Consider the following 23,678-nt stretch of genomic DNA (forward strand, 5'->3'; position numbering starts at 1 on the left):
GGGCTTGCTCGCGAAAGCGGTGGGTCAGCCTGAATCGATTTCGGATGGACCGCCGTCTTCGCGAGCAAGCCCGCTCCCACAGGCGCCAAACTCAACTCAAGCTCGCATCAACCACCAACACCACCTTCCCGGACACTTGGTTGGTCGCCAACTCCGCAAACGCCGCCTCCGCATCCTGGATGGCAAAGGTCTTGGCCAACTGCGGACTCAAGCGACCCTCGGCGAACAACGGCCAGACCTGCTGGCCCAACTCGCTGATCAGGTCGGCCTTGAACTGATCGTCGCGGCTGCGCAGGGTCGAGCCGAGCAACTGGATGCGCTTGCCCAACACCTGGCCCAGGTCGAACTCGGCCGTGCGACCGCCCATGAGCCCGATCATGACCCAGCGCCCGTCAACTGACAAAAGTTTCACGTTGAGCTGGGCATAGCTCGCCCCCACCGGATCGAGGATCACGTTGAAGGGGCCAAGGTCGTTCAGCCGCTCGATATCATCGGTGCGCACCACGCCGCCCTGGGCGCCCAACGCTTGGCAATAGGCCAGTCGATCAGCCGAGCCGACACTGACCCAGCACGGGTTGCCGAACGCCTTGCACAGCTGGATCGCGGCCGAACCAACGCCGCTGGCGCCCGCGTGCAACAGCACTTTTTCACCCGGCTTGAGCGCCGCCAGTTGAAACAGATTCAGCCACGCGGTGCTGTAGACCTCAGGCAGCGCGGCGGCTTCAGCCAAAGACAGGCCTTCGGGCACCGGCAACACATGGCGACCGTCGACCACCACTTCCTCGGCCATGCCGCCGCCGGCCAGCAACGCGCAGACGCGGTCGCCCACCTGCCAGGAGGCGCCCGGGCCGACCTCGCTGATCACCCCGGAACATTCCAGCCCCAACACCTGGCTGGCACCGGGCGGCGGCGGATAATGCCCGGCTTTTTGCAACAAATCGGCTCGATTCAAGCCAGCCGCCGCCACACGAATGCGCACTTGTCCTACATCGCACACGGGACTTGGCTCATCCGCCCATACCACTTGGCCTTCAACGCCTTGCAATGCTTTCACGGTGCCTCCATAGTGAGTCTCGACTGGGCCCGCTGCTGTAACGCCGGGCTTTCTTGCATTATGCGCCCGGGCCACATGGAACCGGCGACTTCAAAGACGGCCTAATATGCGTTATCAATTGTCCCTGCGTCGAATCAGCATGAAGCAACTGTTCCCCAGCACCGCCCTCGCGCTTGTCATTGGCCTCGGCCTGTTGCCACTGTCGAGCGATACGTTCGCAGCCAACAGCTGGGACAAGCTTCAGCCTGATCGCGACGAGGTGATCGCCAGCCTTAACGTCGTCGAATTGCTCAAGCGTCATCACTACAGCAAACCGCCGCTCGATGACGCGCGCTCGGTCATCATCTATGACAGCTACCTGAAGCTGCTTGATCCCTCGCGCAGTTATTTCCTGGCCAGCGATATCGCCGAATTCGACAAGTGGAAAACCCAGTTCGACGACTTCCTCAAGAGCGGCGACCTGAACGCCGGGTTCATCATCTACAAGCGTTACCTGGACCGCGTGAAGTCGCGCCTGGACTACGCCTTGGCCGAGCTGAACAAGGGCGTCGACAAGATCGACTTCAATGCCAAGGAAACCTTGCTGGTGGACCGCAAGGACGCCCCTTGGCTCAAGAGCACCGCCGAACTCGATGACCTGTGGCGCAAACGCGTCAAGGACGAGGTGCTGCGCATGAAGATCGCCGGCAAGGAGCCCAAGCAGATCCAGGAAACCCTGACCAAGCGCTACAAGAACCAGTTGGCCCGCCTGGACCAGACCCGTGCCGAAGACATCTTCCAGGCGTACATCAACACCTTCGCCATGTCCTACGACCCGCACACCAATTATCTGTCGCCGGATAACGCGGAAAACTTTGACATCAACATGAGCCTGTCCCTGGAAGGCATCGGCGCCGTGCTGCAAAGCGACAACGACCAGGTCAAGATCGTGCGCCTGGTACCAGCCGGTCCGGCGGACAAGACCAAACAGGTCGCCCCGGCGGACAAGATCATCGGCGTGGCCCAGGGCAACAAGGAAATGGTCGACGTGGTCGGCTGGCGCCTGGACGAAGTGGTCAAGCTGATCCGTGGCCCGAAAGGCTCGGTGGTGCGCCTGGAAGTCATCCCGGCGAGCAATGCGCCGAACGATCAGACCAGCAAGATCGTGTCCATCACCCGTGAAGCGGTGAAGCTGGAAGAGCAGGCGGCGAAGAAGTCGATCCTCAACCTCAAGCAGGACGGCAAGGACTACAAGCTCGGCGTCATCGAGATCCCGGCCTTCTACCTGGACTTCAAGGCGTTCCGCGCCGGCGACCCGAACTACAAGAGCACCACCCGCGACGTCAAGAAGCTGCTGACCGAGCTGCAGAAGGACAAGGTCGACGGCGTGGTCATCGACCTGCGCAACAACGGCGGCGGCTCCTTGCAGGAAGCCACCGAGTTGACCAGCCTGTTCATCGACAAGGGCCCGACCGTACTGGTGCGTAACGCCGACGGCCGGGTGGATGTGCTGGAAGATGAAAACCCAGGTGCGTTCTACAAAGGCCCGATGGCGTTGCTGGTCAATCGCCTGTCCGCCTCGGCCTCGGAGATTTTCGCCGGCGCCATGCAGGACTACCACCGCGCATTGATCATCGGCGGCCAGACCTTCGGCAAGGGCACGGTGCAGACCATCCAGCCGCTCAACCATGGCGAGCTGAAACTGACCCTGGCGAAGTTCTACCGGGTTTCCGGCCAGAGCACCCAGCATCAGGGCGTGCTGCCTGACATCGATTACCCGTCGATCATCGACACCAAGGAAATCGGTGAAAGCGCCCTGCCCGAGGCGATGCCGTGGGACACCATCAAGCCGGCGATCAAGCCCGAGCTTGACCCGTTCAAGCCGTTCCTGGCCCAGCTCAAGGCCGAGCATGACAGCCGCACGGCCCAGGACGCGGAGTTCGTGTTCATCCGTGACAAGCTGGCCCTGGCGCAGAAATTGATGCTGGAGAAAACCGTCTCCCTCAACGAAGCCGACCGTCGCGCACAACACGCCGATATCGAGGCCAAGCAACTGGCCATGGAAAACCTGCGTCGCAAGGCCAAGGGCGAAGAGCCGCTCAAGGAACTGAAGAAAGAAGACGAGGACCTGATCACCGAGCCGGAAAAAACCAAGCCGGAAGACGATGCCTACCTGAGCGAGACCGGGCGGATCCTGCTGGATTACCTGAAACTCAACACGGCGATCGCCAAACACTGAAGATGATGGCCATTTAATGGTGACACTCGCCGAGCTGTCATCAAAATGACATCAGTCTGTCGTGAAATACAGGACGGGGCGCCCCGGCAGGGGTCGCCCGGTCCTTTTTTTATCGCCAGAGATCGCCATGACCACGACAGAACAGCTGAGTGCCTTGAGTTCAATTCTGGCTCAAAGCGGTTTGCACAGCCTGTTCCAACCCATCATCTGCCTCTCTGAACGACGCATCATCGGCTATGAAGCCCTGACGCGCGGCCCCTCGAACAGCCCGCTGCACTCCCCCATCGCCCTGCTCTCCGTCGCCCGCCAGGCCGGGCGTCTCAGCGAACTGGAACTGGCCTGCCGCCGCAGCGCCTGCCAGCGCTTCAACGAGCAAAAGCTGCCGGGCAAGCTGTTTCTCAACGTCTCGCCCGAATCCCTGCTGGAATCGGCCCATGAGACCGGGCGCACGTTGCAACTGCTACAGGATTTCGGCATCCCGCCCAGCCAGGTGGTGATCGAACTGACCGAACAAACCCCCATCGATGATTTCCAACTGCTGCAGACCGCCCTGCATCACTACCGGGCAATGGGGTTTTCCATTGCCCTGGACGACCTGGGCGCCGGCTATTCGAGCCTGCGGCTGTGGTCCGAATTGCGCCCCGACTATGTGAAGATCGACCGGCATTTCATCGACGGCATTCACCAGGATGCGCTCAAGCGCGAGTTCGTCGGCTCGATCCTGAAGATCGCCCGCACCTCGCGGGCCCAGGTGATTGCCGAAGGGATAGAACTGCCGGAAGAACTGGCGGTGCTGATCGAAATGGGCGTCGACCTGGTCCAGGGTTACCTGCTCGCCCGTCCCCATGAACAGCCTTCGCGCGATGCCCGGGCGTTGATGCCCCGCCAGGACGGCGGCGCGGTGACGCTGACCGATGAAGTCAACGACCTCGGCGCGTTGCTCAACGAACAACCGGCCGTGGCTCACAACACACCGACGGCCATCGTGCTGGACGCGTTCCGGCGCCAGGCCAATCTCAATTCCCTGGCCGTGCTGGACGACCAGGGCCAGCCCTGCGGCATCGTTCATCGCCATTCACTCTCGGACGCCCTGCTCAAGCCCTTCGCCACCGACCTGTTCGCCCGCAAGCCCATCAGTCGGCTGATGAGCGATGATTTTCTCGCGGTGGAGTTGAGCCAGTCGCTGCAGCAAGTCAGCCGCCTCATCACCAGCCGGGCCCGACAGCGCATCGAAGAAGACTTCATCATCACCCTCAATGGCGGCTACATGGGCCTGGGCCGGGTGATCGACGTGCTTAAGCTGATCACCGAACTGAAGATCCAACAGGCTCGCTACGCCAACCCGCTAACCCTGCTGCCGGGCAACGTACCGATCCAGCAATGCCTCACGCGCCTGCTCCAGCAGCGCCAAGAGTCGGTGATCTGCTACGTGGACATCGACAGCTTCAAACCCTTCAACGACATCTACGGCTACGGCCGCGGCGACGAAGTGCTGCTGTGCCTGGCCCAATGCCTGAACGAACGCATCGACCCCAGTCGCGACTTCGTCGGCCACATCGGCGGCGACGACTTCCTCCTGGTCCTCGGCCCGGAAGACTGGCGCAAGCGCCTGGACCAACTCCTGACCGACTTCCAGACCCACTGCCGCCGCTTCTACCGCCCGGAACACCTGGAAGCCGGCTGTTTCACGGCGTTGAATCGACAGGGCGTACGCCAGGAGTTTGCACTGCTGTCGTTGTCCATCGGCGTCGTGCACCTGCGCTCGGACGCCTGCGAGGCGTTGGATGCCAGCCAACTGGCGGAACTGGCTTCGCAGGCGAAGCATCATGCCAAGGAGATTTTGGGGGGGAGTGTGTATTTGGTTGATGGTTTGGTTGAGCGGGAGGCTGTAGTGGAGTTGGGGTTATCGGTTTGAGCGGATTCCCCACTGCCGCCCTCGGCCCGAACGCCTGACACTAACCTTGTGGCGAGGGAGCTTGCTCCCGCTGGGCTGCGTAGCAGCCCCTTCTGAACAACACCTCGGTGTGTCTGGTAGATCGAGTAGGCTATTTTGGGGCCGCTTCGCAGCCCAGCGGGAGGAAGCTCCCTCGCCACAAAGTGGATTGGTGGCGCATGTTAGTTAAACAATAGAAAAACTCAACTTCTTCCTCTAAACTACCAGCATCAGCCATTTTCCTTATCTGAACTACCAGTTTGCAGGGTCTTCTTGGCTGGCTTTATCAAGCTCTTCGCTCCACTCTTCTGCTAGATATTTATAGATATCCTCAAAGAAAACTCTGGAATCCTCCATTTCATCCCATCCCGGTGGAAGGGCTGAATGTGAAACCACTTCGTGTTCGAACGCTTCACCAAAGTCATATGCCGGATCGTCGAGTGCAATTGCAAGTACACCAAAAAACAAAAACTTGTGACGATAACTCAGCTTCCTAAAACGATGAACCACGTATTTATAAATCAGCTCTTTCCGATCTCTGGCACAATCGACATTATACTGCGACAGCTCCTCCCCAAAGACTCTTCGCAATCATATATTTCGAAGCCGCCGAGAAAATGACTTATCTGAGGATCATAGGGCCGATCAAGAAACGGATGCATCAACATTAAAACCTCCTACAGGATAAGCAGTGATCGGACGTAGTGTTTCGTAATCGAACCTGACTTCAAATACATTAATTTCACTTTGAAATATTGGATTCTCTCTATCATTTATATTGGGTATATACCCCTGCCCAACCTTGGGCAAATACATACGCACTACTGGATTCCCTCTCTTGTCTTCCCCCGTAAAACGTGGAAGCCCTCTTTCCTCTCGGCTCAGTGCCTCATTTATGGCTTGATGCTGTATTCGAAAACTATTGAACTTGGTACTACAGTTAGCGTACCACTGCCTTGGCTTGGGGGATTTTACATTTCCGGCGCGGCTTTCTGTTGAACTTTCATTAGGTGTATACGAACCATATTTTCTAAACTTTCTCAACTTCAATTTCTCTATGACTTTAGGCTTATGGAGCATTCTCTGAGTGATAGCGCTTGAGGCAGCTCAGCAATACTTCCATAAAGTGTCGCCGCTCATGAATTTCTTGATCAAAATATGTATCCACATCTTCAAACAAATCATCAAAACTATCGCCAATCTCCAGATAATAGCTGATTGTTTCAATATACTTACTCTGCGCGCCGGATGGATAACGCAAAAACTCCGGCTTAAGCAAAATATCAAACAACTCACAGAGCTCGGAATCGACATTTATGTTTTTTGAAACTATCAGCGCCTCCCGCTTTTCGTCACAAACATTCTCAATATTAAATACAAACAACAACCCGATCAGCGGCATCATGCTTGGTTTGGGTTTCATTTTTTCGGCCCTGTATAAGCTGTTATTGGATCACCATTTTCATTCAATATAGCTATCGCATGATCGCATGTATTGTATTATAAACCGTCTCGGTTATATTTCCTCTCCAATCGGTCACCCAAAATCGACTGGCTTAGTACTTTCAAACAAATCATTACGCCTAAAAACGAGCATCACCCTATATTGCGTTCAATTGATATCTAGAACCATATCAGGGACAAACCACGACTAAGAGTTGATTGGCAAAGCTAGTCTCTTGATCCTGGCCTGCCGCTGAATCTTCTGAATTTCCTCCTATTTCTTGCTTACCCCCATCAAATATTCTCATTACCTACACATAGTCCCAAGTAGATCTATCTTCAGCTTCAGCTTTGCGGAGATCGTCTGCCCATACTTTACTTGCGAACTTATATATATCTTCAAAAAAAACCCTAGGATTGTTCATTGTATCCCACCCGTTAGGGAGCGATGAGCAGGCCTGATCATCATGTTCCAATAGGGCCTGAAAGTCATAACTGCTATCTCGCAGCGCATCTTCTAAGCTTTTATAAAGGAGAAATTTTTGTCTATAGGTAATTCGCCAACTCTTGGTTAGCGAATAGTTTAGAATTAAAACCTCTCGATCCAGCGGATTATTTGGATCAAACTTCTCAAGCTCTTCACCTAACGTTTCCTCCCGATCGTATATATCGAAACAACCTAAAAAATATGCAGGTGTTGGCATGTAAGGCCGGCCAGTACTAGGATCAACCAATTTACATCTCCTATTTAATTGGGTACAGCGTAAATGGGGCTTCGGTATCCCGATCAAACTTCATTTCTATACGATTCATTTTTACCAGCTTCGGATTGGTTGGATCCTTAGGATTTGGAATATACCCCTCTCCTGCACCCGGAAAATCCGCTCGTAGATATTTGCTTCCGCTCTTATCCATTAGTAGCACATGACCGCTATTTTTCTTTGACATTGCTAACTCATAAGCTTTTAACTGTAACTCCCAACTGTAAAATCTCGAACTTGGATTCCCTTTCCTATGCCAAGGAGTCTTGCCGGTAATGGGATCCGTACCATCAATTGCTCGCCGCTTCCACTTCTGGTCTGGAACCGCTGGACTATGCTTACCAACCATGTGCATGCCTTGTTCCCTGTCTAAACGTCTGACCTCTTTCTCAGCCAACTCAGCAGCGGTTGGCTTTGGCAACCGCGGCTCACCCTCATCTACCCAGACCTTATCCGCCGGATCCTGCTCCCCAACCGCCGGTCTGCACCCGCCCTTCCCCGGACAATCCACCAGCCCCAACGGATCCACCCACCCCGTCGGGTTCAGGGTGTATCGATACCCATTGAGCCCGCCCGCCAACTTACTCGGGTCGGGTGTCAGGTAGCGGCCGGTCTCGGGATTGTAGTAGCGATGCCGGTTGTAGTGCAGGCCGCTTTCCGGGTCGAAGTATTGACCCTGGAAACGCAGGGGCTGCTCGAGTTGTTGGCCGCCGCCGTGCTCGAGTGCGATGAGTTTGCCGTAGCCGGTGTAGCGCGCCGACCAGACCACTTCGCCGGCGTGGTTGGTCAGTTCCTGGGGGGTGCCCAGGTGGTCGAGGTGGTAGTAGAACGGGCAGGCGTTCAGGCCCTTGCCGTCGAGCATCGCCAGAGGGCGGAAGGTGCCGGGTTCGTAGAGGTAGCTGCGGTGGTGGCGCGGGCTGCTTTCGGCGACGATCTGGTCGCCTTGCCAGAAAAACTCCGTGGTCAGGCCGTCCACGGTCTTGCTGATGCGTCGGCCGAAGGCGTCGTAGCGGTAGGACGTTTCGCGACCGTCCGCCGTGGTAACACCGATCAGGCGGTGCTGGCAGTCGTAGCGATAGTCGGCGACAAGGCTGGGGACGTTGCCACGGCGCTCGCGGATCAGGTTTCCAAAAGCGTCGTAGTCGTAGTGGCGGTCCCCCTCCGTCAGCAGGCGGTTGCCCTTGAGGGTGGTCGGGCCCGGACGGTCGTGCAGCAGCACGTTGCCGGCCGGGTCGTGGGCAAAGCGTTCCGGCGGGTCGGTGTGGGAATACTGGATGCTGACCAGGCGATCCATCGGGTCGTACTGGTAGTGGCGGCGATTGCGGTGGTTGGCCAGGCTTTCAAGGTTGCCTTTGGCGTTGTAGGCATAATCGCGCCAGAACAGCTGCTGCTGGTGTTGCCACACGGTCTGGGCCTTGAGGCGACCTTGCTCGTCGTAACCGTATTCGCTGAGCAACAGGCCCTGTTGGCGTTGCACTTCCCGGCCGCCCTGGAATCGATGCTCGGTGAGTCGCTTGCCATTGAGGTCGATGGCGGTCAGCGCACCGCCCTTGGCGTGGTGGAAGTCGAGCTGGCTGTGATCCGGCAGGCGCAGGTGGTTGAGGCGCCCGCAGAGGTCGTAGCGATAGCGCAGGGTGCCCCAGCCCTGGTGTTCGGCGACCAGCCGTTCCTGGGCGTCGTATTCGAAGGCCAGCGGATGGTCGGTGCCGTCATCGACCTCCACCAGCCGACCCCGGCCGTCGTAGCGATAGCGAATCGCCTGGCCGTCGGCCAAGGTCTTGACCAGCAATCGCCCGGTCGCATCGCGCTGGTAAGCGGTGACCCGTTGCGTGCCGTCCTCGCCGTGCTCGGTTTTCTCCAGCAGGTGGCCGTTGAGGTCATAGACGTAGGCAGTACGCTGCCCGTCGAAACCGACTTGTTGTCGGATCAAACCGTTGGGCGTGTAGTCCAGCTGATATTTTTCGCCGGATTCGTTTTCGATTTCCGTCAGCAACAGCCGCGCCGAGTCGTAGCGGTACTTCAGTTCGCTGCCATCGGGATTGCGCCGGCGGCTGACCAGGTGCAGGTCATCGGCGTATTCGTAACGGGTGACACGCCCCAGTTCGTCGCGCTCGGAGGTAACCTTGCCGTAGGCGTTGTAGGTCCAGGCCCGGTTGGCGCCGTTGGGCAGGGTCGTCTTGAGCAGACGGCCCACGGGGTCCCACTGGTAATGCGTGAGGGCGCCGTGTTCGTCCTGGCGGGTCAGTAAGCGCCCCAGCACATCGTAGGAAAAACGCCGGCGACTGCCGTCGGGCATGACCTCTTCCGTCAGTTGGCCGAGCGGGTTCCAGGCGAAGTCATGAAAACTGCCGTCAGGGTGGCTGATCTCCACCAGGCAGCCGCGGGCATCGTATTTGTAGAAAGTGCTGTTTCCTTCGGGGTCGATGGACCTGACCACGTCGCCCTGGGCGTTACGCCGGTAAGTCCAGACAGACCTGTCGCGGCCTGTGCCTTGGGTGCGGGCGTGCAGGAAACCGTTGCGGTACTCGTAGGAGGTGGGCTCATCCACAGGCGGAATCAGCGCCACCAGTTGACCGACTTCGTCGTAGCGGTATTCGGTGACGGCCCCTAGCGGATCCTGCTCGGCCACCAATCGGCCTTGTTCGTCATAGGCCTTGAGATGTTCGCCACCATCGGGCTCGACCTTGCGCACCAACCGCGCGCGGTCATCGTGGACGTACACTTCTTCACTGCCGTCGAGGTGCCGGACCGTGACGCTGCCGTCGTCGCCCCAGGTGTAGCGGCTGTCCATCTGTGCGAACGAAGCCCAGTGCCGTACGCAGCGGGCCGCTTGCCCGACGCCCTGCCACTCCCAGTAGAAACTCGCGCCACCGGCCAGTTGCCGCTGGAGGATGATGTGCTGGTCGTCGTAGTCGTAGCGTTCGCTTTCACCTGCTGCATTGGTCGCCTCGATCAGTCGGAAACGTCCGTCATAGCGGTAGGACGCCAATGTCTGCTCAGTTCGCCAAGGGTCATCCAGGGTGGTGGCCGGCTGAAAAGACTGGTAATCGACGGCCATCAGGTGCCGCTGTTGATAACGCAGGCGCAGCGCGCGGCCGGCGCCGTTGTCCAGGCGGCAGATGTCGCCGTAAATGTTGCGCTGGATCGTCAGGCGGTTGTCGTAGCGGTCGCTGAGGGCGGCCAGGTGACCGTCGCGAAAATGCAGGAAAGGCGCCCGTTCGCCCGGTTGGGCGATGATCAGTTCGTCGGGCTCGCTGCCCAGGTAGATGGCCGCCCGCGCCAGGCTGTTATGGATGGCCGGGCGCCGGGCATTGGGCCGTGGGAACGTGGTGCGGCGATTTTCCTGATCGATCCAGGTGACCTGCTCATCCTCCAGTTGCAGGCGATGCGCCAGGGCATGGCTCCAGCCGCGCCCCAGGCCGATGTCCAGTTCAACGGCGCTGGTGCGGTACAGGCGGGTGAAGATAAACGGCAAGCGCCCCTCGAGCGTGCCGTCCTCCAGGGTCAACAGCTCTTCGCCAGTGACCATCGACACCGGGCACCCGCTGGTACGGGTCAGGGCCGCGCTGTCGGCGCTGTCACCGTTGGGGTTCTTCGATTGGGCGGGGACATCGTCGTGGACTTCGTTTTTTTTCAGCGTGGTGTTGCGCTGGGCGTCCCAACGCAGTTGCATCCGGCCCTTTTTCACCGCGCTGGCAACGCCTCGGGCCGCGACGGTCTTGTAGCGGTCCACATAGACGATGAAGCCGTTGACCACGGCGAACATCGCGCTGACGAAGCGCTGGGCGGCTGCCAGCACACGTTCCCCCACGCGAACCAGGCGCAGCGACAGGTAAGCGATTGCGGCACCCGCGCCGGCAAAGGTCAGGACGACCCCGATCAGCAGGTCAATCACCAGTTGCACCGCCCCCATCGCCATGGCCTCGGCGGTTGCGCCGGCGACTTCGCTGGGCGGCAACATCTCCAGCCAGAGGCTGGCGGTGCGCACCAGCAGAAACAGCGCCGCTTCGTCGCTGGCCAGCATTTGCAGCTTGGCCATCACCTGCGGCGCGTCCTGCGCCAGGTCTTGCAACTGCGCGGCACTGGCGCCCAGGCGGTCAGGGAACCGGGCGGGATCCTTGAGGATGTCGCTGAGCAGGGTGATACTGTCCCACACGCTTTCAATCGCTGCCCAACTGCCGGCAAGCAGGCCATTGCCGACCGCCGCCGCCGAGTTGGCCGCAGACTGCTGCGCCCACTGAGGCTTGAACCCCTGCCACTCGCCGCGCAGCCAGTCCGTGAGCTCCTTGCTCAGGCCATCGTAGGAAGAAAACAGGGCCTGGAGCTGCGCCGGTGAAACCTCGTCCTGGACATGCACCCGATAGCGCTTGCCCGCCTCGCCGTTGAAGGTGCCCAGGCCCTGGGCATCCAGGGTGACCGGCGTGACCTCGCCGGTGTCCACCGCTACCACGTGCACCACGATGTCGCCCAACGGAATGTCGTACACCGACTCCAGCTTGCTCTCGATGGTCATCACCCCGCCCTGTGGGCATTGGGTGACCGTGGAGAGAAAATCTTCGTCGCCGGTGCTCACCGCGGTGAGGCTGTCGCCGAAGCGGATCAGTCGCTCCATGCCCATCAGCGAGGGCACGTCGGCGGCATGACTGGCCCGGTCCGCAGCCCGGCTGTACCAGCGTTCGAGCTGTTCGCGGTAGACCGTCAGGGTGTCCTTGAAGCTGTCGAGCGCCTGCTCGACGCGACTCACCTGGTCCATCAGGCCATCGCTCGTTCAAGGATCAGCAGACAAAAACAGTCGAACATGGGCAGACGTCTCGCAGCGCTCAGGGAGCGCGAGACTTTGCCGGGGATAAAAAGGGAAATAAGTCAGGAAATACAGCAGGGACTGTAGGCCGATTCTCTAAATACATGCATCCAGAACAACCCGCAGTGGGGCGCTCGCGCAAACGGCGAGCGCCCGGCAAGCTGTGGATAACCTAACGGTCGCCGGCTTCGAGCGCTTTGAGCTTGTCCTCGGCCAACGGGTGCCCGGCCTTGGCTGCCAAGGCCCACCAGCGGGCGGCTTCAGCCGGATCCGGCGCCTTGCTGGCGCTGCCGGCCAGGCTGATCACGCCAACCTGATAGGCCGCCTTGCCATCCCCCGCCAGGGCCGCCAGCCGCAGCAGGCGCAGGCCTTCCTCACGTGCGCCAAGCCCCTGGCCACGGAACGTCAGGATATGCCCGTAGAAACTTTGCGCCCCTGCGTCACCCAGGTTCGCCATGCGCGCGAACTGGCCTTCGAGCCAAGCCCAGCCACGCGGCTGGCGGACGAACCATGACCAGTGAAACAAGCGTCGCGCCAGCCAATAGCCGGCCCGCGCCTTGAGTCGCCAGAGCACTCAGGCCTCCGCCGATTCGGGGTATTCGTATTCAAACACTCGGACCACTTCCGAGGCGTGCCAGGACGCGGCGGCCACACCATCGGAAGGCCCGGAAAACCGGCCCAGGCGCTCGACGCACTCGAAGAAACCGGTGCGCGGCAACCGGCTGGCGCCCTGGCTGATCACCAGCGAGCTGCGCAGCGGTTGTTCCGCCCGGGCGTCCAGTGCCGCCAGGTGCTCCAGGGCGGCGGTCAAGGTCTGCATTGCCGGGCTGGGCAATTGCAAGCGCTCCAGCAAGGCGCGGTACGTCAACAAATGGCGCTGGCGGCGCGCCTGGTCCAACTCCCCCAACAACCCATCCCAATGCTGCCGACTGATGCGTACACTCACGACTCGTCCCTCCAACCCGGCACCGTCAACTCCCAGGCCAGACTGCGCCGAATCGCGGCATCGGGCTGACGCTCGCCGCTCTCGATCAAGGCCAGATAAGACGGGCTGATACCTACCGTGCGGGCCAGCGCCTCGATGGCGATGCCCTTCCCTTCGCGCAAACTGCGTAATTGATCCAGGCCAGGGAGAACCTGGTCGGGTGCCGCCGCGTGCCGGACAGAAGCTTCGCGCGACGGTGCTTGATCGAGGCCGGCGGCCTTCAACAACGACTGATACTGATCCCACGGCAAAACCGCGTACTCGGGCTCTCCGTCGCGGGTGATTATTTGAATATCCATGTCTACCCCGTAGGACAACAACACTTAGCGAGTCAGCCTTTTTCCTTGGAAGTGTAATCCTAAATGACGGCTGAGGTCGCGGGGCGATGAATTCTCTGGGGCAAGCGGCGCGGGATCAGGATTTTTCGTGGCGCTGGAGCTGGAGTTGCTCCGGCGTATCGGGCAGCCTTTCGACCCGGGCCAGCTTCTCGGGGGATTGTCGGTAACGCCAGGCCCGGAACGCTTCGAGTTCGGTGTCGAGGGTTTTCATGACCCAGGCCAGCACGGCGATATCGTCGAACATGCCAAACATCGGCAGGATGTCCGGGATGGCGTCCAGCGGGCTGAGGAAATACATGAGCCCCGCCACCACCGACAACATCGACTTGGCGCTGACGGCCCGGTACTCGCCCCGCCAATAGGCCAGGCACAAGGCCTGCAACAGGCGCAGGTCCTCTTTGAGCTTGCCTAGCCGGCCACCCTCCCGGGCGCCTTTGCTGGCGACGGCGAACAACAAGGTGGGCAAACGACCACGGGCCAGCAGACGCCCGGCCAGCGGTAGAAATCGCGCAAAATTCCACGGCGCCTTCATTTTTTCTCCCACTGAAATGTTATCCACACAAATTGTGGATAACCTTGTGAACAGAGCTGCATTTCGCCGCTGAAGCCCCCGTATCATAAGGCCCCGGCTCAGATCGGGCGTTTTTTACTCACTAAAAAAAACCCAATATTTCATTGACTTGGCCGGCTGTCTACGGCTAGCACAGCGCCCGTATTGCCTATGACTGTAGCCTGCGAGGTGCGTTCGGTTTTTTTACATTTCCAATGCCCGGATGCAACAACGCCCCGCATGAGCGAGGCGTTGTCTTGGCGCAGACGCGATTACTTGGCAGCGTCTTCCTTGGCCGGATCCTTGATCGCCAGCAGCTCCAGGTCGAACACCAGGACCGAGTTGGCCGGGATCGCCGGGCTCGGGCTCTGGGCACCGTAGGCCAGGTCACTTGGGATGTACAGCTTGTACTTCTCGCCGACGTGCATCAGTTGCAGGCCTTCGACCCAACCTGGGATCACGCCGCTGACCGGCAGATCGATCGGGCTGCCACGCTCGACGGAACTGTCGAACACGGTGCCATTGGTCAGCTTGCCGGTGTAGTGCACTGTCACCACGTCAGTCGGCTTAGGCTGCGGGCCATCGGCTTTCTTGACCACTTCATACTGCAGGCCGGAAGCGGTGGTGGTCACGCCAGCTTTCTTGCCGTTTTCCTCGAGGAATTTCTTGCCGGCCGCTGCCGACTCCTCGCTCATCTTGGCCATGCGCTCTTCGGCACGTTTTTGCAGTGCGGCAAAAGCCTCGACCAGTTCTTCGTCTTTCAGCTTCTGTTCTTTCTTGCCGACGGCATCTTCAATGCCCTGGGCAACCGCTTTGGAGTCCAGGTCATCCATACCTTCCTGAGCCAGGCTCTTGCCCATGTTCAGGCCGATCCCGTAGGAAGCTTTCTGCGCCGGGGTTTTCAGCTCTACGCTGGTCTGCGAATCGCAACCCGCGAGTACCAGGCCAACCAGGGCCACCGCCGCCGCCAACCGATGCTGTTTCATGCTATTTCCTTGTTCATGCGCCTAAAGGGCAATCGAGTAAAGCCGCGAGCTTATCAGGCGGCCACGACCAATGGCTACCGGCATGTGAGCCACAAAGCGAGGATAAGTTCAGGTCGGCAAACGCTTTTTAATCCTCGGCAGATGAAGGCTCTGTCATCTGTTACCTACACAGACAAATGAGCACCTCGCCGCAACGCAAAGGATAATGGCCACTTGCCCGTAAAGCGGCACTGAGGCATAAGGGCATATCAAAAAAACAAGGACGTTATCGTGCGCCTTCTCTCTCGTCTTCTCTGGCTGCTCCTCGCGCTGCTGGTCATTGCCGTGGCCGTGGTGCTGTACTACGTTGCCAACCCTCGCCTGCCGTTCTACACGCCCGTCGAAAAGGTGCACTACCTGGATCAATGGAGCGCCGCCGAGCGTCAGACCTACTACTTCACCCCCCAAGGCACCCAGGTGAAAGGCCTGCGCTACAACTGGTTCACCGCCCTCGAACTGCCGTTTTCGCAACAGCGGTTCGCTTCGCCTGAGTACCTGGCGCGTTTCGGCTTCCTGGTGGACCCGGCGCAGAAAGCCTCGCCCGATAACCCCGGCAACCTGCCAGTGGGTTTCGCCCGGCATCAGAACCTGGGCGGTACCGACGAATACCTGGACATCACTTGCGCGGCCTGCCACACCGGTGAACTGCGCTTCAAGGGCCAGGCGATACGGATCGATGGCGGTTCGGCACAACACGTCCTGCCCTCCAGCGTGCCGACGTTGCGCGGCGGCAGTTTCGGACAGGCACTGGTCGCCAGTCTTGTTTCTACTTATTACAACCCGTGGAAATTCGAACGTTTCGCCCGCCAGGTCCTGGGTAACGACTACGACGCCGGTCATGAAGACCTGCGCAAGGCGTTCAAGGCCTCCCTCGACACCTTCTTGCGGGTGGCCTGGAATGACACCCATCGCGGCCTCTACCCGACCGAAGAAGGTCCCGGCCGTACCGACGCCTTTGGCCGCATTGCCAACGCCAGCTTCGGCGACGCCATTTCGCCGGCCAACTACCGGGTGGCCAACGCCCCGGTGGATTACCCGCAGTTGTGGGAAATGTGGACGTTCGACTGGGTGCAATGGAATGGCTCGGCCCAGCAACCGATGGCCCGCAACGTCGGCGAGGCGCTGGGCGTTGGCGCCACGTTGAGTTTCTTCGACGCCCAGGGCAAACCGCTGCAAGGCGACGCGCGCTACCCTTCCAGCGTACGCGTACGCGACCTGAACAAGATCGAAGAGACCTTGCAACTGCTCAAGCCACCCGCGTGGCCGGAGTCGCTGCTGGGCGCGATCGACAAACCCCTGGCCGCCAAGGGCCGCGCCCTGTTCAACGAAAATTGTGCAGGCTGCCATGTGCCCCAGGTGATCCAGGGGCCCGACCGGCCGGTGCAACAACTGCACATGCTGCCCGTGCAGGTGATCGGCACCGACCCGGGCACCGCCAATAACATCGCCGACCACCGCTTCGACCTGACCAGCCTGCAGTGGGATCCGGCCGAGCTGGCGAAGCTGGAGGTGCAACTGCACCCGACCCCGAAAGAGCCGCTGGACCTGAGCCAGCTCTCGGTCGCCAAGGGCTTGGCTTATGTCACCGCGTTCGTCGAGAACCGCGCCTACCGCGACGCCGGCGTCACCCCCGCCGAGCGTCCGGCCCTGGACGGTTTCGGCCTGCCCATCGGCGTGCGCGAGCTGCGCGCTTACAAGGCCCGGCCACTGGCGGGCGTCTGGGCCACGCCACCGTTCCTGCACAACGGCTCGGTGCCGACGATCTACCAACTGCTGTCGCCCCAGGACGAGCGGGCCACCACCTTTTATAAAGGCAACTTCGAGTACGACCCGCGACACCTCGGTTATCGCACCGAAGCCTTCACCAACGGTTTTCTCTTCGACACCCGCATAACCGGCAATCACAACAGCGGTCATGAGTTCCGCGCCGGTGAAAAGGGCAACGGCGTCATTGGCCGGCTGTTGCAACCGCAGGAACGCTGGGCTTTGCTGGAATACCTGAAAGTGCTGGGCGGACCGCTGGAGTCGCAACTGTAATGATGAACCTCACCCGCAAAAGGATTTCTCCATGTTGACCACGCTCTGGCTGCGCCTCGGCGCCTTCTTGGGCAAGACGCTCCTGTGGCTGCTGGGCCTGGGGCTGCTCGGCTGGGCACTGGCGACGGCCTGGTACGCCTGGCACCACAGCGGCCCGGTGCCTGACCAGGAGCAGGTACCGCCCGGCGAAGCCGCCATGACCCAGGAAATCATCCAGACGGCGATCCGCATCGTCGATCAACACCGCGAAGGCACGCGCTACCTGCGCGACGCCCACGCCAAGGCCCACGGCTGCGTCATGGCCGAGGTGCAGGTGCCGAACGATCTGCCGGCCGTGTTGCGCCAGGGTGTGTTCGCCGAGCCGGGCAAGGTCTGGCAAGCGACGATGCGCCTGTCCAATGGCAACGCTTACCCTCAATTCGACAGCCTGCGGGATGCGCGCGGGATGGCGATCAAGCTGCTGGACGTGCCCGGCAAGCAACTGCTGGATGACCGCCAATCACACGGCGAACAGGATTTCGTGATGTTCAACCATCCGAACTTCTTCGTCAGCGATGTCGCCGAGTACCGTCAGAATGTGGCTGCCCAGGCCGATGGAAAGAAAGCCATGGCCTTCTTTCCGAGCGTGGACCCGCGCAGTTGGCAGATTCGCCATCTGTTCATCGCCCTGGCGACCCTTTCACCACCACCGGCCAGCCCGACTCAGACCACGTACTTTTCGGTATCGCCCTACAAGTTCGGCGCGGCCAATGCGAAGTTTCGCGTGGCGCCAGACCCGGACAGTTGCCCGACCTATACCCTGCCCGCACAGAACCAGGCATTGCCCAACTTCCTGCGCAGCGCCCTCAATCAGCAGTTATCCACAGACCGCGTGCCGGCGTGCTTTGTCTTGCAGGTCCAGCGCCAGGACCCGCGCAAGTACATGCCGATCGAAGACACCAGCATTGAATGGCGCGAAAGTGATGCCCCGTTCGAGACCGTTGCGCGCATCAAGGTGCCCGCCCAGGACTTCGACACCCCCAAGCTGAACCTGGCCTGTGATAACCAGTCGTTCAATCCGTGGTTCGGCCTGGAGGCGCACCGCCCCATCGGTGGTATCAACCGTCTGCGCAAAGCGGTGTATGAAGCCGTCAGCGATTACCGGCACAGTCGCAATGCCGAGCAGTAGACACGCAAAGCATTCTGTCGAGGCGCTCCCGCGCTGGGCGTGGGAACGCCCTCTTGATAAACGCTAGGCAACAAAAAGCCCGCTCAATGAGCGGGCTTTTTGTGGGTGACCTGGCGTTCAGTGCTCCAGGTGACCGAATATGGCGCAGCGGACGGGACTCGAACCCGCGACCCCCGGCGTGACAGGCCGGTATTCTAACCGACTGAACTACCGCTGCGCGTAACATTGAAAGTTGGTGGGTGATGACGGGATCGAACCGCCGACATTCTGCTTGTAAGGCAGACGCTCTCCCGGCTGAGCTAATCACCCTGCACTTTCGATGCGGGGCGCATTCTCTCACAGTTTTTTGTAACGTGCTGATTTAATTGCAAAATTCAGCAAAAAAACTGAAGAACACGCACCGCGTAAACCACAGACAGCAAAAAGCCCGCGTTAGCGGGCTTTTCGGGGTGACCTGGCGTTCAGTGTTCCAGGTAACCAAATATGGCGCAGCGGACGGGACTCGAACCCGCGACCCCCGGCGTGACAGGCCGGTATTCTAACCGACTGAACTACCGCTGCGCGTAACACTTGAAACGAATGGTGGGTGATGACGGGATCGAACCGCCGACATTCTGCTTGTAAGGCAGACGCTCTCCCGGCTGAGCTAATCACCCTTCGCTTTCGGTGTGGCGCGCATTCTACGGAGCACTCTTCAAGCTGGCAAGCACTTTTTAAATTAATTTTTTCAGGCCTTCCAAAGGCTTAGCGAAGGGTTGGCCTATGGCGCCGCGCAGAGAATAATGCCCCCCTTTGTATAAAGGAGAGACTCACCCCATGTGGTTCAAGAACCTGCTTATCTATCGCCTGACCCAAGATCTGCCTGTTGATGCCGAGGCGTTGGAAACTGCACTGGCCAGCAAACTGGCGCGTCCATGTGCAAGCCAGGAGTTGACCACGTACGGTTTCGTCGCGCCGTTTGGCAAAGGCGAAGACGCGCCGCTGGTGCATGTCAGCCAGGACTTCCTGCTGATTGCCGCTCGCAAGGAAGAACGCATTCTGCCGGGCAGCGTCGTACGCGATGCCCTGAAGGAAAAGGTCGAGGAAATCGAGGCCGAGCAAATGCGCAAGGTCTATAAGAAGGAGCGTGACCAACTCAAGGATGAAATCATCCAGGCGTTCCTGCCACGTGCCTTCATTCGCCGCTCGTCCACCTTCGCCGCCATCGCGCCGAAGCAAGGGCTGATCCTGGTGAACTCCGCCAGCCCGAAACGCGCCGAAGACCTGCTGTCGACCCTGCGTGAAGTCATCGGCACCCTGCCCGTGCGCCCGCTGACGGTCAAAATGGCCCCGACCGCCATCATGACCGACTGGGTCAAGACCCAGAAGGCTGCCGACGATTTCTTCGTGCTGGACGAATGCGAACTGCGCGACACCCACGAAGACGGCGGGATCGTGCGTTGCAAGCGCCAGGACCTGACCAGCGACGAGATCCAGTTGCACCTGAACACCGGCAAGGTGGTCACGCAACTGTCCCTGGCCTGGCAGGACAAACTGTCCTTCGTGCTCGACGACAAGATGGTGGTCAAGCGCCTGAAGTTCGAAGACCTGTTGCAGGACCAGGCCGAGCAGGATGGCGGCGACGAAGCCCTCGGCCAATTGGACGCCAGCTTCACGCTGATGATGTTGACTTTCGGCGAGTTCCTGCCGGCGTTGGTCGAGGCGCTGGGCGGGGAAGAGATTCCGCAGGGAATCTAACGGCGGGTGATCTCAACGGTGGGAGTGGGCTTGCTCGCGAACGCGGTGTATCAGTCGACATAATGGTTAACTGATACACCGCGTTCGCGAGCAGGCCCGCTCCCACAATTGTTTGTGGGTTTCATTTGATAACAAGGATCTGGCCATGCGCGCATTGGCAGCATTGAGCCGCTTCGTCGGCAATACCTTCGCTTATTGGGTACTGATTTTCGCGGTGGTGGCGTTCCTGCTACCGGCCTGGTTCATCGGCCTGAAAGGCGCCATCGTGCCGCTGCTGGGGCTGGTGATGTTCGGCATGGGCCTGACCCTCAAACTCGAAGACTTCGCCGAGGTCGCCCGTCATCCCTGGCGCGTGGCCCTGGGCGTGGTGGCGCATTTCGTGATCATGCCCGGCGTGGCGTGGTTGCTCTGCCAGGTGTTCCACCTGCCGCCGGAAATCGCCGTCGGCGTCATCCTGGTGGGGTGCTGCCCGAGCGGCACCTCGTCCAATGTCATGACCTGGCTGGCCCGTGGCGACCTGGCCCTGTCGGTCGCCATCGCCGCCGTCACCACCCTGCTCGCGCCGCTGCTGACGCCGGCACTGATCTGGCTGCTGGCTTCGGCCTGGCTGCCGGTGTCGTTCATGGAGCTGTTCTGGTCGATCCTGCAAGTGGTGTTGCTGCCGATCGTCCTGGGCGTGGTCGCACAACGCCTGCTGGGGGACAAGGTTCGCCACGCGGTGGAAGTGTTGCCCCTGGTGTCGGTGGTGAGCATCGTCATCATCGTCACTGCGGTCGTTGCCGCCAGCCAGGCGAAAATAGCCGAATCGGGCCTGCTGATCATGGCGGTGGTGATGCTGCACAACAGCTTCGGCTTCCTGCTGGGCTATTTCACCGGCCACCTGTTCAAGCTACCGCTGGCCCAGCGTAAATCCCTGGCGCTGGAAGTGGGCATGCAGAACTCCGGGTTGGGAGCAGCCCTGGCCAGCGCGCATTTCTCGCCGTTGGCGGCGGTGCCCAGTGCGTTGTTCAGCGTCTGGCACAACATCTCCGGGGCCTTGCTCTCCACTTATTTCCGGCGCATGAGCGAAAAGCAGGACCGCGAGGCGCTCGCCGCGAAGCAGGCGGTGGATTGAACGCAGGCTTGATCGAGTGCTCGAGAATGGGCACTCTACCCCTTGAGCGCGGGGACGACCCCGCCACTTGAATCGTCCGTCGATCAAGTCTCAATCCGGGGACGACCCCATCTTCGATGGAGGTTTGCGATGTCCTGGATCATTCTGTTTTTTGCCGGCCTGGCCGAAGTTGGCTGGGCAGTCGGCCTGAAGTACACCGACGGTTTCAGCCGCCCGCTCCCCACTGCACTGACGATTGCCGCCATGGTAATCAGCCTCGGCCTGCTCGGCCTGGCCATGAAGGAACTGCCCCTGGGCACGGCCTATGCGATCTGGACCGGGGTCGGCGCCGTGGGCACGGTCATCGCCGGGATCATACTGTTTGGTGAGTCGATGGCGCTGGTTCGGTTGGCCAGCGTGGCGCTGATCGTGGCGGGGCTGATCGGGCTGAAGGTCAGCGCATAATCGTTGTGGGAGCGAGCTTGCTCGCGAACGCGGTGTATCAGTTAACCATTATGTCGACTGATACATCGCTATCGCGAGCAAGCTCGCTCCCACAGGAGCTCTGTGCTACCTGACACTCCCGCGCAACTCGCCTACCAACGCCTGCAACTTGGCCGGCTCCGCCAGCTCCACCGCCACTGCCGGCCCTGCCACCAGGGTCACACGCGACCACAACCGGCGAAACAGCCCCTTGGCCGGGTCACGACTGAAGAAGCTGCCCCACAGGCCCTGCAATGCCAGCGGAATCACCGGCACCGGGGTTTCCTGGAGAATGCGGGTCAGGCCGCTCTTGAACTCATTGATCTCACCATCGGCGGTCAGTTTGCCTTCCGGGAAGATGCACACCAATTCGCCCTCCGCGAGGTACTGGGCGATGCGCTTGAAGGCCTTTTCGTAGATGTGGATGTCTTCCTGGCGCCCGGCAATCGGAATCGTCCCGGCCGTGCGGAAGATGAAGTTCAGCACCGGCAGGTTGTAGATCTTGTAGTACATCACGAAGCGAATCGGCCGACGCACCGCGCCGCCAATCAGCAAGGCATCGACGAACGACACGTGGTTGCAGACCAGCAACGCCGCGCCTTCATCGGGAATCGCGTCCAGGTTGCGATGCTCCACGCGGTACATCGAATGGCTCAGCAGCCAGATCATGAAGCGCATGCTGAACTCGGGCACGATTTTGAAGATGTAGGCGTTTACGCCGACGTTGAGCAGCGACACCACCAGGAACAGCTGCGGGATCGACAGCTTGGCGACGCTCAGCAACACGATGGACACGATGGCCGACACCACCATGAACAAGGCATTGAGAATGTTGTTGGCGGCGATCACCCGGGCCCGCTCGTTTTCGGCGGTGCGGGACTGGATCAGCGCGTACAACGGCACGATGTAGAAGCCACCGAAGACACCGAGGCCGAGGATGTCGATCAGCACCAGCCAGGCATGACCGAAGCCGAGCACCTCGAGCCAGCCATGCCCCTGGACGCTGTCGGGAATCCCGCCGGAGTGCCACCACAGCAACAGCCCGAACACCGTCAACCCGAACGAACCGAACGGCACCAGGCCGATCTCGACCTTGCGCCCGGAGAGCCGCTCACAGAGCATCGACCCCAGCGCGATCCCCACCGAGAACACCGTCAGGATCAGGGTGACCACGGTTTCATCACCGTGCATCCACTCTTTGGCGTAGGCCGGGATTTGCGTCAGGTAGATCGCCCCGACGAACCAAAACCACGAGTTGCCGACAATCGAACGGGACACCGCCGGGGTTTGCCCCAGGCCCAGTTTCAGGGTGGCCCAGGATTGGCTGAAGATGTTCCAGTTCAGGCGCATCTGCGGCGAGGCCGCCGCCGCGCGCGGGATGCTGCGGCTGGCCAGGTAGCCGAGCACGGCGATGCCGACGATGGCGCTCGACACCACCGGCGCGTAATGCGCCGAGGACATCATGATCCCCGCGCCGATGGTGCCGGCGAGGATCGCCAGGAAGGTGCCCATTTCCACCAGGCCATTGCCGCCGACCAGCTCATCCTCACGCAAGGCTTGCGGCAGGATCGAATATTTCACCGGGCCGAACAGCGCCGAATGGGTGCCCATGGCGAACAGCGCCACCAGCATCAGCGACAGGTGATCGAACAGAAAACCCACCGCGCCGACCGCCATGATGACGATCTCGCCCAGCTTGATCAGGCGGATCAACGCATCCTTGGCGAATTTTTCCCCAAACTGCCCAGCCAGAGCCGAGAACAGGAAGAACGGCAGGATGAACAGCAACGCACACAGGTTGACCCAAATCGAACGGTCGCCCTCGATGGTCAGCCGATAAAGGATCGCGAGAATCAGCGACTGCTTGAACACGTTGTCGTTGAACGCACCCAGGGACTGGGTGATGAAGAACGGCAGGAAACGCCGCGTGCGTAGCAAGGTGAACTGCGAGGGGTGACTCATCTTCCGTGTTCCTGAGTGGCCTGGACGCTTATTGGAATAACGTTTTTCGATCCAGGCCACACATTACCCCACGCCATGCATGGCTTGGAG

Annotated in this window: 18 protein-coding genes and 4 tRNA genes; 7 read left to right on the plus strand and 15 right to left on the minus strand. The window is 60.2% G+C overall.

The features are described 5' to 3' along the window. Window positions 1-91 precede the first annotated feature (91 nt). Window positions 92-1,054, minus strand: coding sequence for a zinc-binding dehydrogenase (locus KI241_RS19985; protein ID WP_042728943.1), 963 nt, complete (start codon window positions 1,052-1,054; stop codon window positions 92-94). A 139-nt stretch (window positions 1,055-1,193) separates the two neighbouring features. On the opposite strand from KI241_RS19985, the gene KI241_RS19990 reads away from it, so the two are divergent. Together KI241_RS19990 and KI241_RS19995 are read left to right on the plus strand one after the other, a co-directional pair. Next, window positions 1,194-3,272: a carboxy terminal-processing peptidase gene (locus KI241_RS19990; RefSeq protein ID WP_185057641.1), complete on the plus strand. Its 2,079-nt coding sequence runs from the start codon at window positions 1,194-1,196 to the stop codon at window positions 3,270-3,272. Between the two features lie 127 nt (window positions 3,273-3,399). Next, a complete protein-coding gene (locus KI241_RS19995) occupies window positions 3,400-5,187 on the plus strand; it encodes a bifunctional diguanylate cyclase/phosphodiesterase (protein ID WP_212802913.1) in 1,788 nt (595 codons plus the stop codon). Window positions 5,188-5,457: 270 nt separating this feature from the next. Here KI241_RS19995 and KI241_RS20000 read toward each other — a convergent pair whose 3' ends face one another. The 9 genes from KI241_RS20000 to KI241_RS20040 all read right to left on the minus strand — a co-directional run bounded on the left by KI241_RS20000 (window position 5,458) and on the right by KI241_RS20040 (window position 15,069). Beyond that, window positions 5,458-5,796, minus strand: a complete 339-nt coding sequence (locus KI241_RS20000) for a hypothetical protein (protein ID WP_244868238.1) — start codon at window positions 5,794-5,796, stop codon at window positions 5,458-5,460. 478 nt (window positions 5,797-6,274) lie between these two features. Further along, window positions 6,275-6,628: a hypothetical protein gene (locus tag KI241_RS20005; RefSeq protein ID WP_212802914.1), complete on the minus strand. Its 354-nt coding sequence runs from the start codon at window positions 6,626-6,628 to the stop codon at window positions 6,275-6,277. A gap of 331 nt (window positions 6,629-6,959) precedes the next feature. Then, window positions 6,960-7,382: a hypothetical protein gene (locus KI241_RS20010; protein ID WP_244868239.1), complete on the minus strand. Its 423-nt coding sequence runs from the start codon at window positions 7,380-7,382 to the stop codon at window positions 6,960-6,962. A gap of 10 nt (window positions 7,383-7,392) precedes the next feature. Next, complete coding sequence (locus KI241_RS20015; RefSeq protein ID WP_212802915.1) at window positions 7,393-12,162, minus strand: RHS repeat-associated core domain-containing protein; 4,770 nt, start codon at window positions 12,160-12,162, stop codon at window positions 7,393-7,395. Between the two features lie 220 nt (window positions 12,163-12,382). After that, window positions 12,383-12,784 (minus strand): sel1 repeat family protein, encoded by a 402-nt coding sequence (locus KI241_RS20020; protein WP_123578379.1) that lies wholly within the window; start codon window positions 12,782-12,784, stop codon window positions 12,383-12,385. Further along, entirely contained in the window at window positions 12,785-13,156 is a 372-nt protein-coding gene (locus KI241_RS20025) for a hypothetical protein (protein WP_003179080.1), read from the minus strand. Further along, window positions 13,153-13,494, minus strand: coding sequence for a helix-turn-helix transcriptional regulator (locus tag KI241_RS20030; protein ID WP_042728960.1), 342 nt, complete (start codon window positions 13,492-13,494; stop codon window positions 13,153-13,155). Before KI241_RS20030 ends, KI241_RS20025 begins: the two co-directional genes overlap by 4 nt. A 115-nt stretch (window positions 13,495-13,609) precedes the next feature. After that, window positions 13,610-14,065, minus strand: a complete 456-nt coding sequence (locus KI241_RS20035) for a YkvA family protein (protein WP_053145990.1) — start codon at window positions 14,063-14,065, stop codon at window positions 13,610-13,612. A 290-nt stretch (window positions 14,066-14,355) separates the two neighbouring features. Next, on the minus strand, window positions 14,356-15,069 hold the full coding sequence (locus tag KI241_RS20040; RefSeq protein WP_003204577.1) for an FKBP-type peptidyl-prolyl cis-trans isomerase: 714 nt from the start codon (window positions 15,067-15,069) through the stop codon (window positions 14,356-14,358). Window positions 15,070-15,339: 270 nt separating this feature from the next. Between KI241_RS20040 and KI241_RS20045 the strand changes: the two genes are divergently transcribed. Together KI241_RS20045 and KI241_RS20050 are read left to right on the plus strand one after the other, a co-directional pair. Further along, window positions 15,340-17,145 (plus strand): di-heme-cytochrome C peroxidase, encoded by a 1,806-nt coding sequence (locus tag KI241_RS20045; RefSeq protein WP_212802916.1) that lies wholly within the window; start codon window positions 15,340-15,342, stop codon window positions 17,143-17,145. Between the two features lie 31 nt (window positions 17,146-17,176). Then, entirely contained in the window at window positions 17,177-18,313 is a 1,137-nt protein-coding gene (locus KI241_RS20050; RefSeq protein WP_123578381.1) for a catalase family protein, read from the plus strand. Window positions 18,314-18,453: 140 nt separating this feature from the next. On the opposite strand, the gene KI241_RS20055 is transcribed toward KI241_RS20050, so the two are convergent. The 4 genes from KI241_RS20055 to KI241_RS20070 all read right to left on the minus strand — a co-directional run bounded on the left by KI241_RS20055 (window position 18,454) and on the right by KI241_RS20070 (window position 18,969). Next, a tRNA-Asp gene (locus tag KI241_RS20055) sits at window positions 18,454-18,530 on the minus strand. Between the two features lie 16 nt (window positions 18,531-18,546). Further along, window positions 18,547-18,622, minus strand: a tRNA-Val gene (locus tag KI241_RS20060). 175 nt (window positions 18,623-18,797) lie between these two features. Then, window positions 18,798-18,874, minus strand: a tRNA-Asp gene (locus KI241_RS20065). A gap of 19 nt (window positions 18,875-18,893) precedes the next feature. Then, window positions 18,894-18,969 (minus strand) — tRNA-Val (locus KI241_RS20070). 160 nt (window positions 18,970-19,129) lie between these two features. On the opposite strand from KI241_RS20070, the gene rdgC reads away from it, so the two are divergent. The 3 genes from rdgC (at window position 19,130) to sugE (ending at window position 21,608) form a co-directional block, all read left to right on the plus strand. After that, window positions 19,130-20,050 (plus strand): recombination-associated protein RdgC, encoded by a 921-nt coding sequence (gene rdgC, locus KI241_RS20075; protein ID WP_042732579.1) that lies wholly within the window; start codon window positions 19,130-19,132, stop codon window positions 20,048-20,050. A 145-nt stretch (window positions 20,051-20,195) separates the two neighbouring features. Further along, window positions 20,196-21,164, plus strand: a complete 969-nt coding sequence (locus tag KI241_RS20080) for a bile acid:sodium symporter family protein (protein WP_042732580.1) — start codon at window positions 20,196-20,198, stop codon at window positions 21,162-21,164. Window positions 21,165-21,293: 129 nt separating this feature from the next. Next, window positions 21,294-21,608 (plus strand): quaternary ammonium compound efflux SMR transporter SugE, encoded by a 315-nt coding sequence (gene sugE, locus KI241_RS20085; RefSeq protein ID WP_042732581.1) that lies wholly within the window; start codon window positions 21,294-21,296, stop codon window positions 21,606-21,608. 105 nt (window positions 21,609-21,713) lie between these two features. Here sugE and KI241_RS20090 read toward each other — a convergent pair whose 3' ends face one another. Next, entirely contained in the window at window positions 21,714-23,588 is a 1,875-nt protein-coding gene (locus KI241_RS20090; protein ID WP_047736499.1) for an MFS transporter, read from the minus strand. Window positions 23,589-23,678 lie beyond the last annotated feature (90 nt).

Source organism: Pseudomonas sp. Cab53 (genome assembly GCF_018325965.1).
Lineage (GTDB): Bacteria > Pseudomonadota > Gammaproteobacteria > Pseudomonadales > Pseudomonadaceae > Aquipseudomonas > Aquipseudomonas chlororaphis_E.

Bases quoted from the DNA above. Each gene is read 5' to 3' on its own strand.
- KI241_RS20035 (WP_053145990.1), bottom strand. From the start codon at position 14,065: ATGAAGGCGCCGTGGAATTTTGCGCGATTTCTACCGCTGGCCGGGCGT.
- KI241_RS20050 (WP_123578381.1), top strand. From the start codon at position 17,177: ATGTTGACCACGCTCTGGCTGCGCCTCGGCGCCTTCTTGGGCAAGACG.
- KI241_RS19995 (WP_212802913.1), top strand. From the start codon at position 3,400: ATGACCACGACAGAACAGCTGAGTGCCTTGAGTTCAATTCTGGCTCAA.
- KI241_RS20015 (WP_212802915.1), bottom strand. From the start codon at position 12,162: ATGGACCAGGTGAGTCGCGTCGAGCAGGCGCTCGACAGCTTCAAGGAC.
- KI241_RS20080 (WP_042732580.1), top strand. From the start codon at position 20,196: ATGCGCGCATTGGCAGCATTGAGCCGCTTCGTCGGCAATACCTTCGCT.
- KI241_RS20030 (WP_042728960.1), bottom strand. From the start codon at position 13,494: ATGGATATTCAAATAATCACCCGCGACGGAGAGCCCGAGTACGCGGTT.
- rdgC (WP_042732579.1), top strand. From the start codon at position 19,130: ATGTGGTTCAAGAACCTGCTTATCTATCGCCTGACCCAAGATCTGCCT.
- KI241_RS20040 (WP_003204577.1), bottom strand. From the start codon at position 15,069: ATGAAACAGCATCGGTTGGCGGCGGCGGTGGCCCTGGTTGGCCTGGTA.
- KI241_RS20090 (WP_047736499.1), bottom strand. From the start codon at position 23,588: ATGAGTCACCCCTCGCAGTTCACCTTGCTACGCACGCGGCGTTTCCTG.
- sugE (WP_042732581.1), top strand. From the start codon at position 21,294: ATGTCCTGGATCATTCTGTTTTTTGCCGGCCTGGCCGAAGTTGGCTGG.
- KI241_RS19990 (WP_185057641.1), top strand. From the start codon at position 1,194: ATGAAGCAACTGTTCCCCAGCACCGCCCTCGCGCTTGTCATTGGCCTC.
- KI241_RS20005 (WP_212802914.1), bottom strand. From the start codon at position 6,628: ATGAAACCCAAACCAAGCATGATGCCGCTGATCGGGTTGTTGTTTGTA.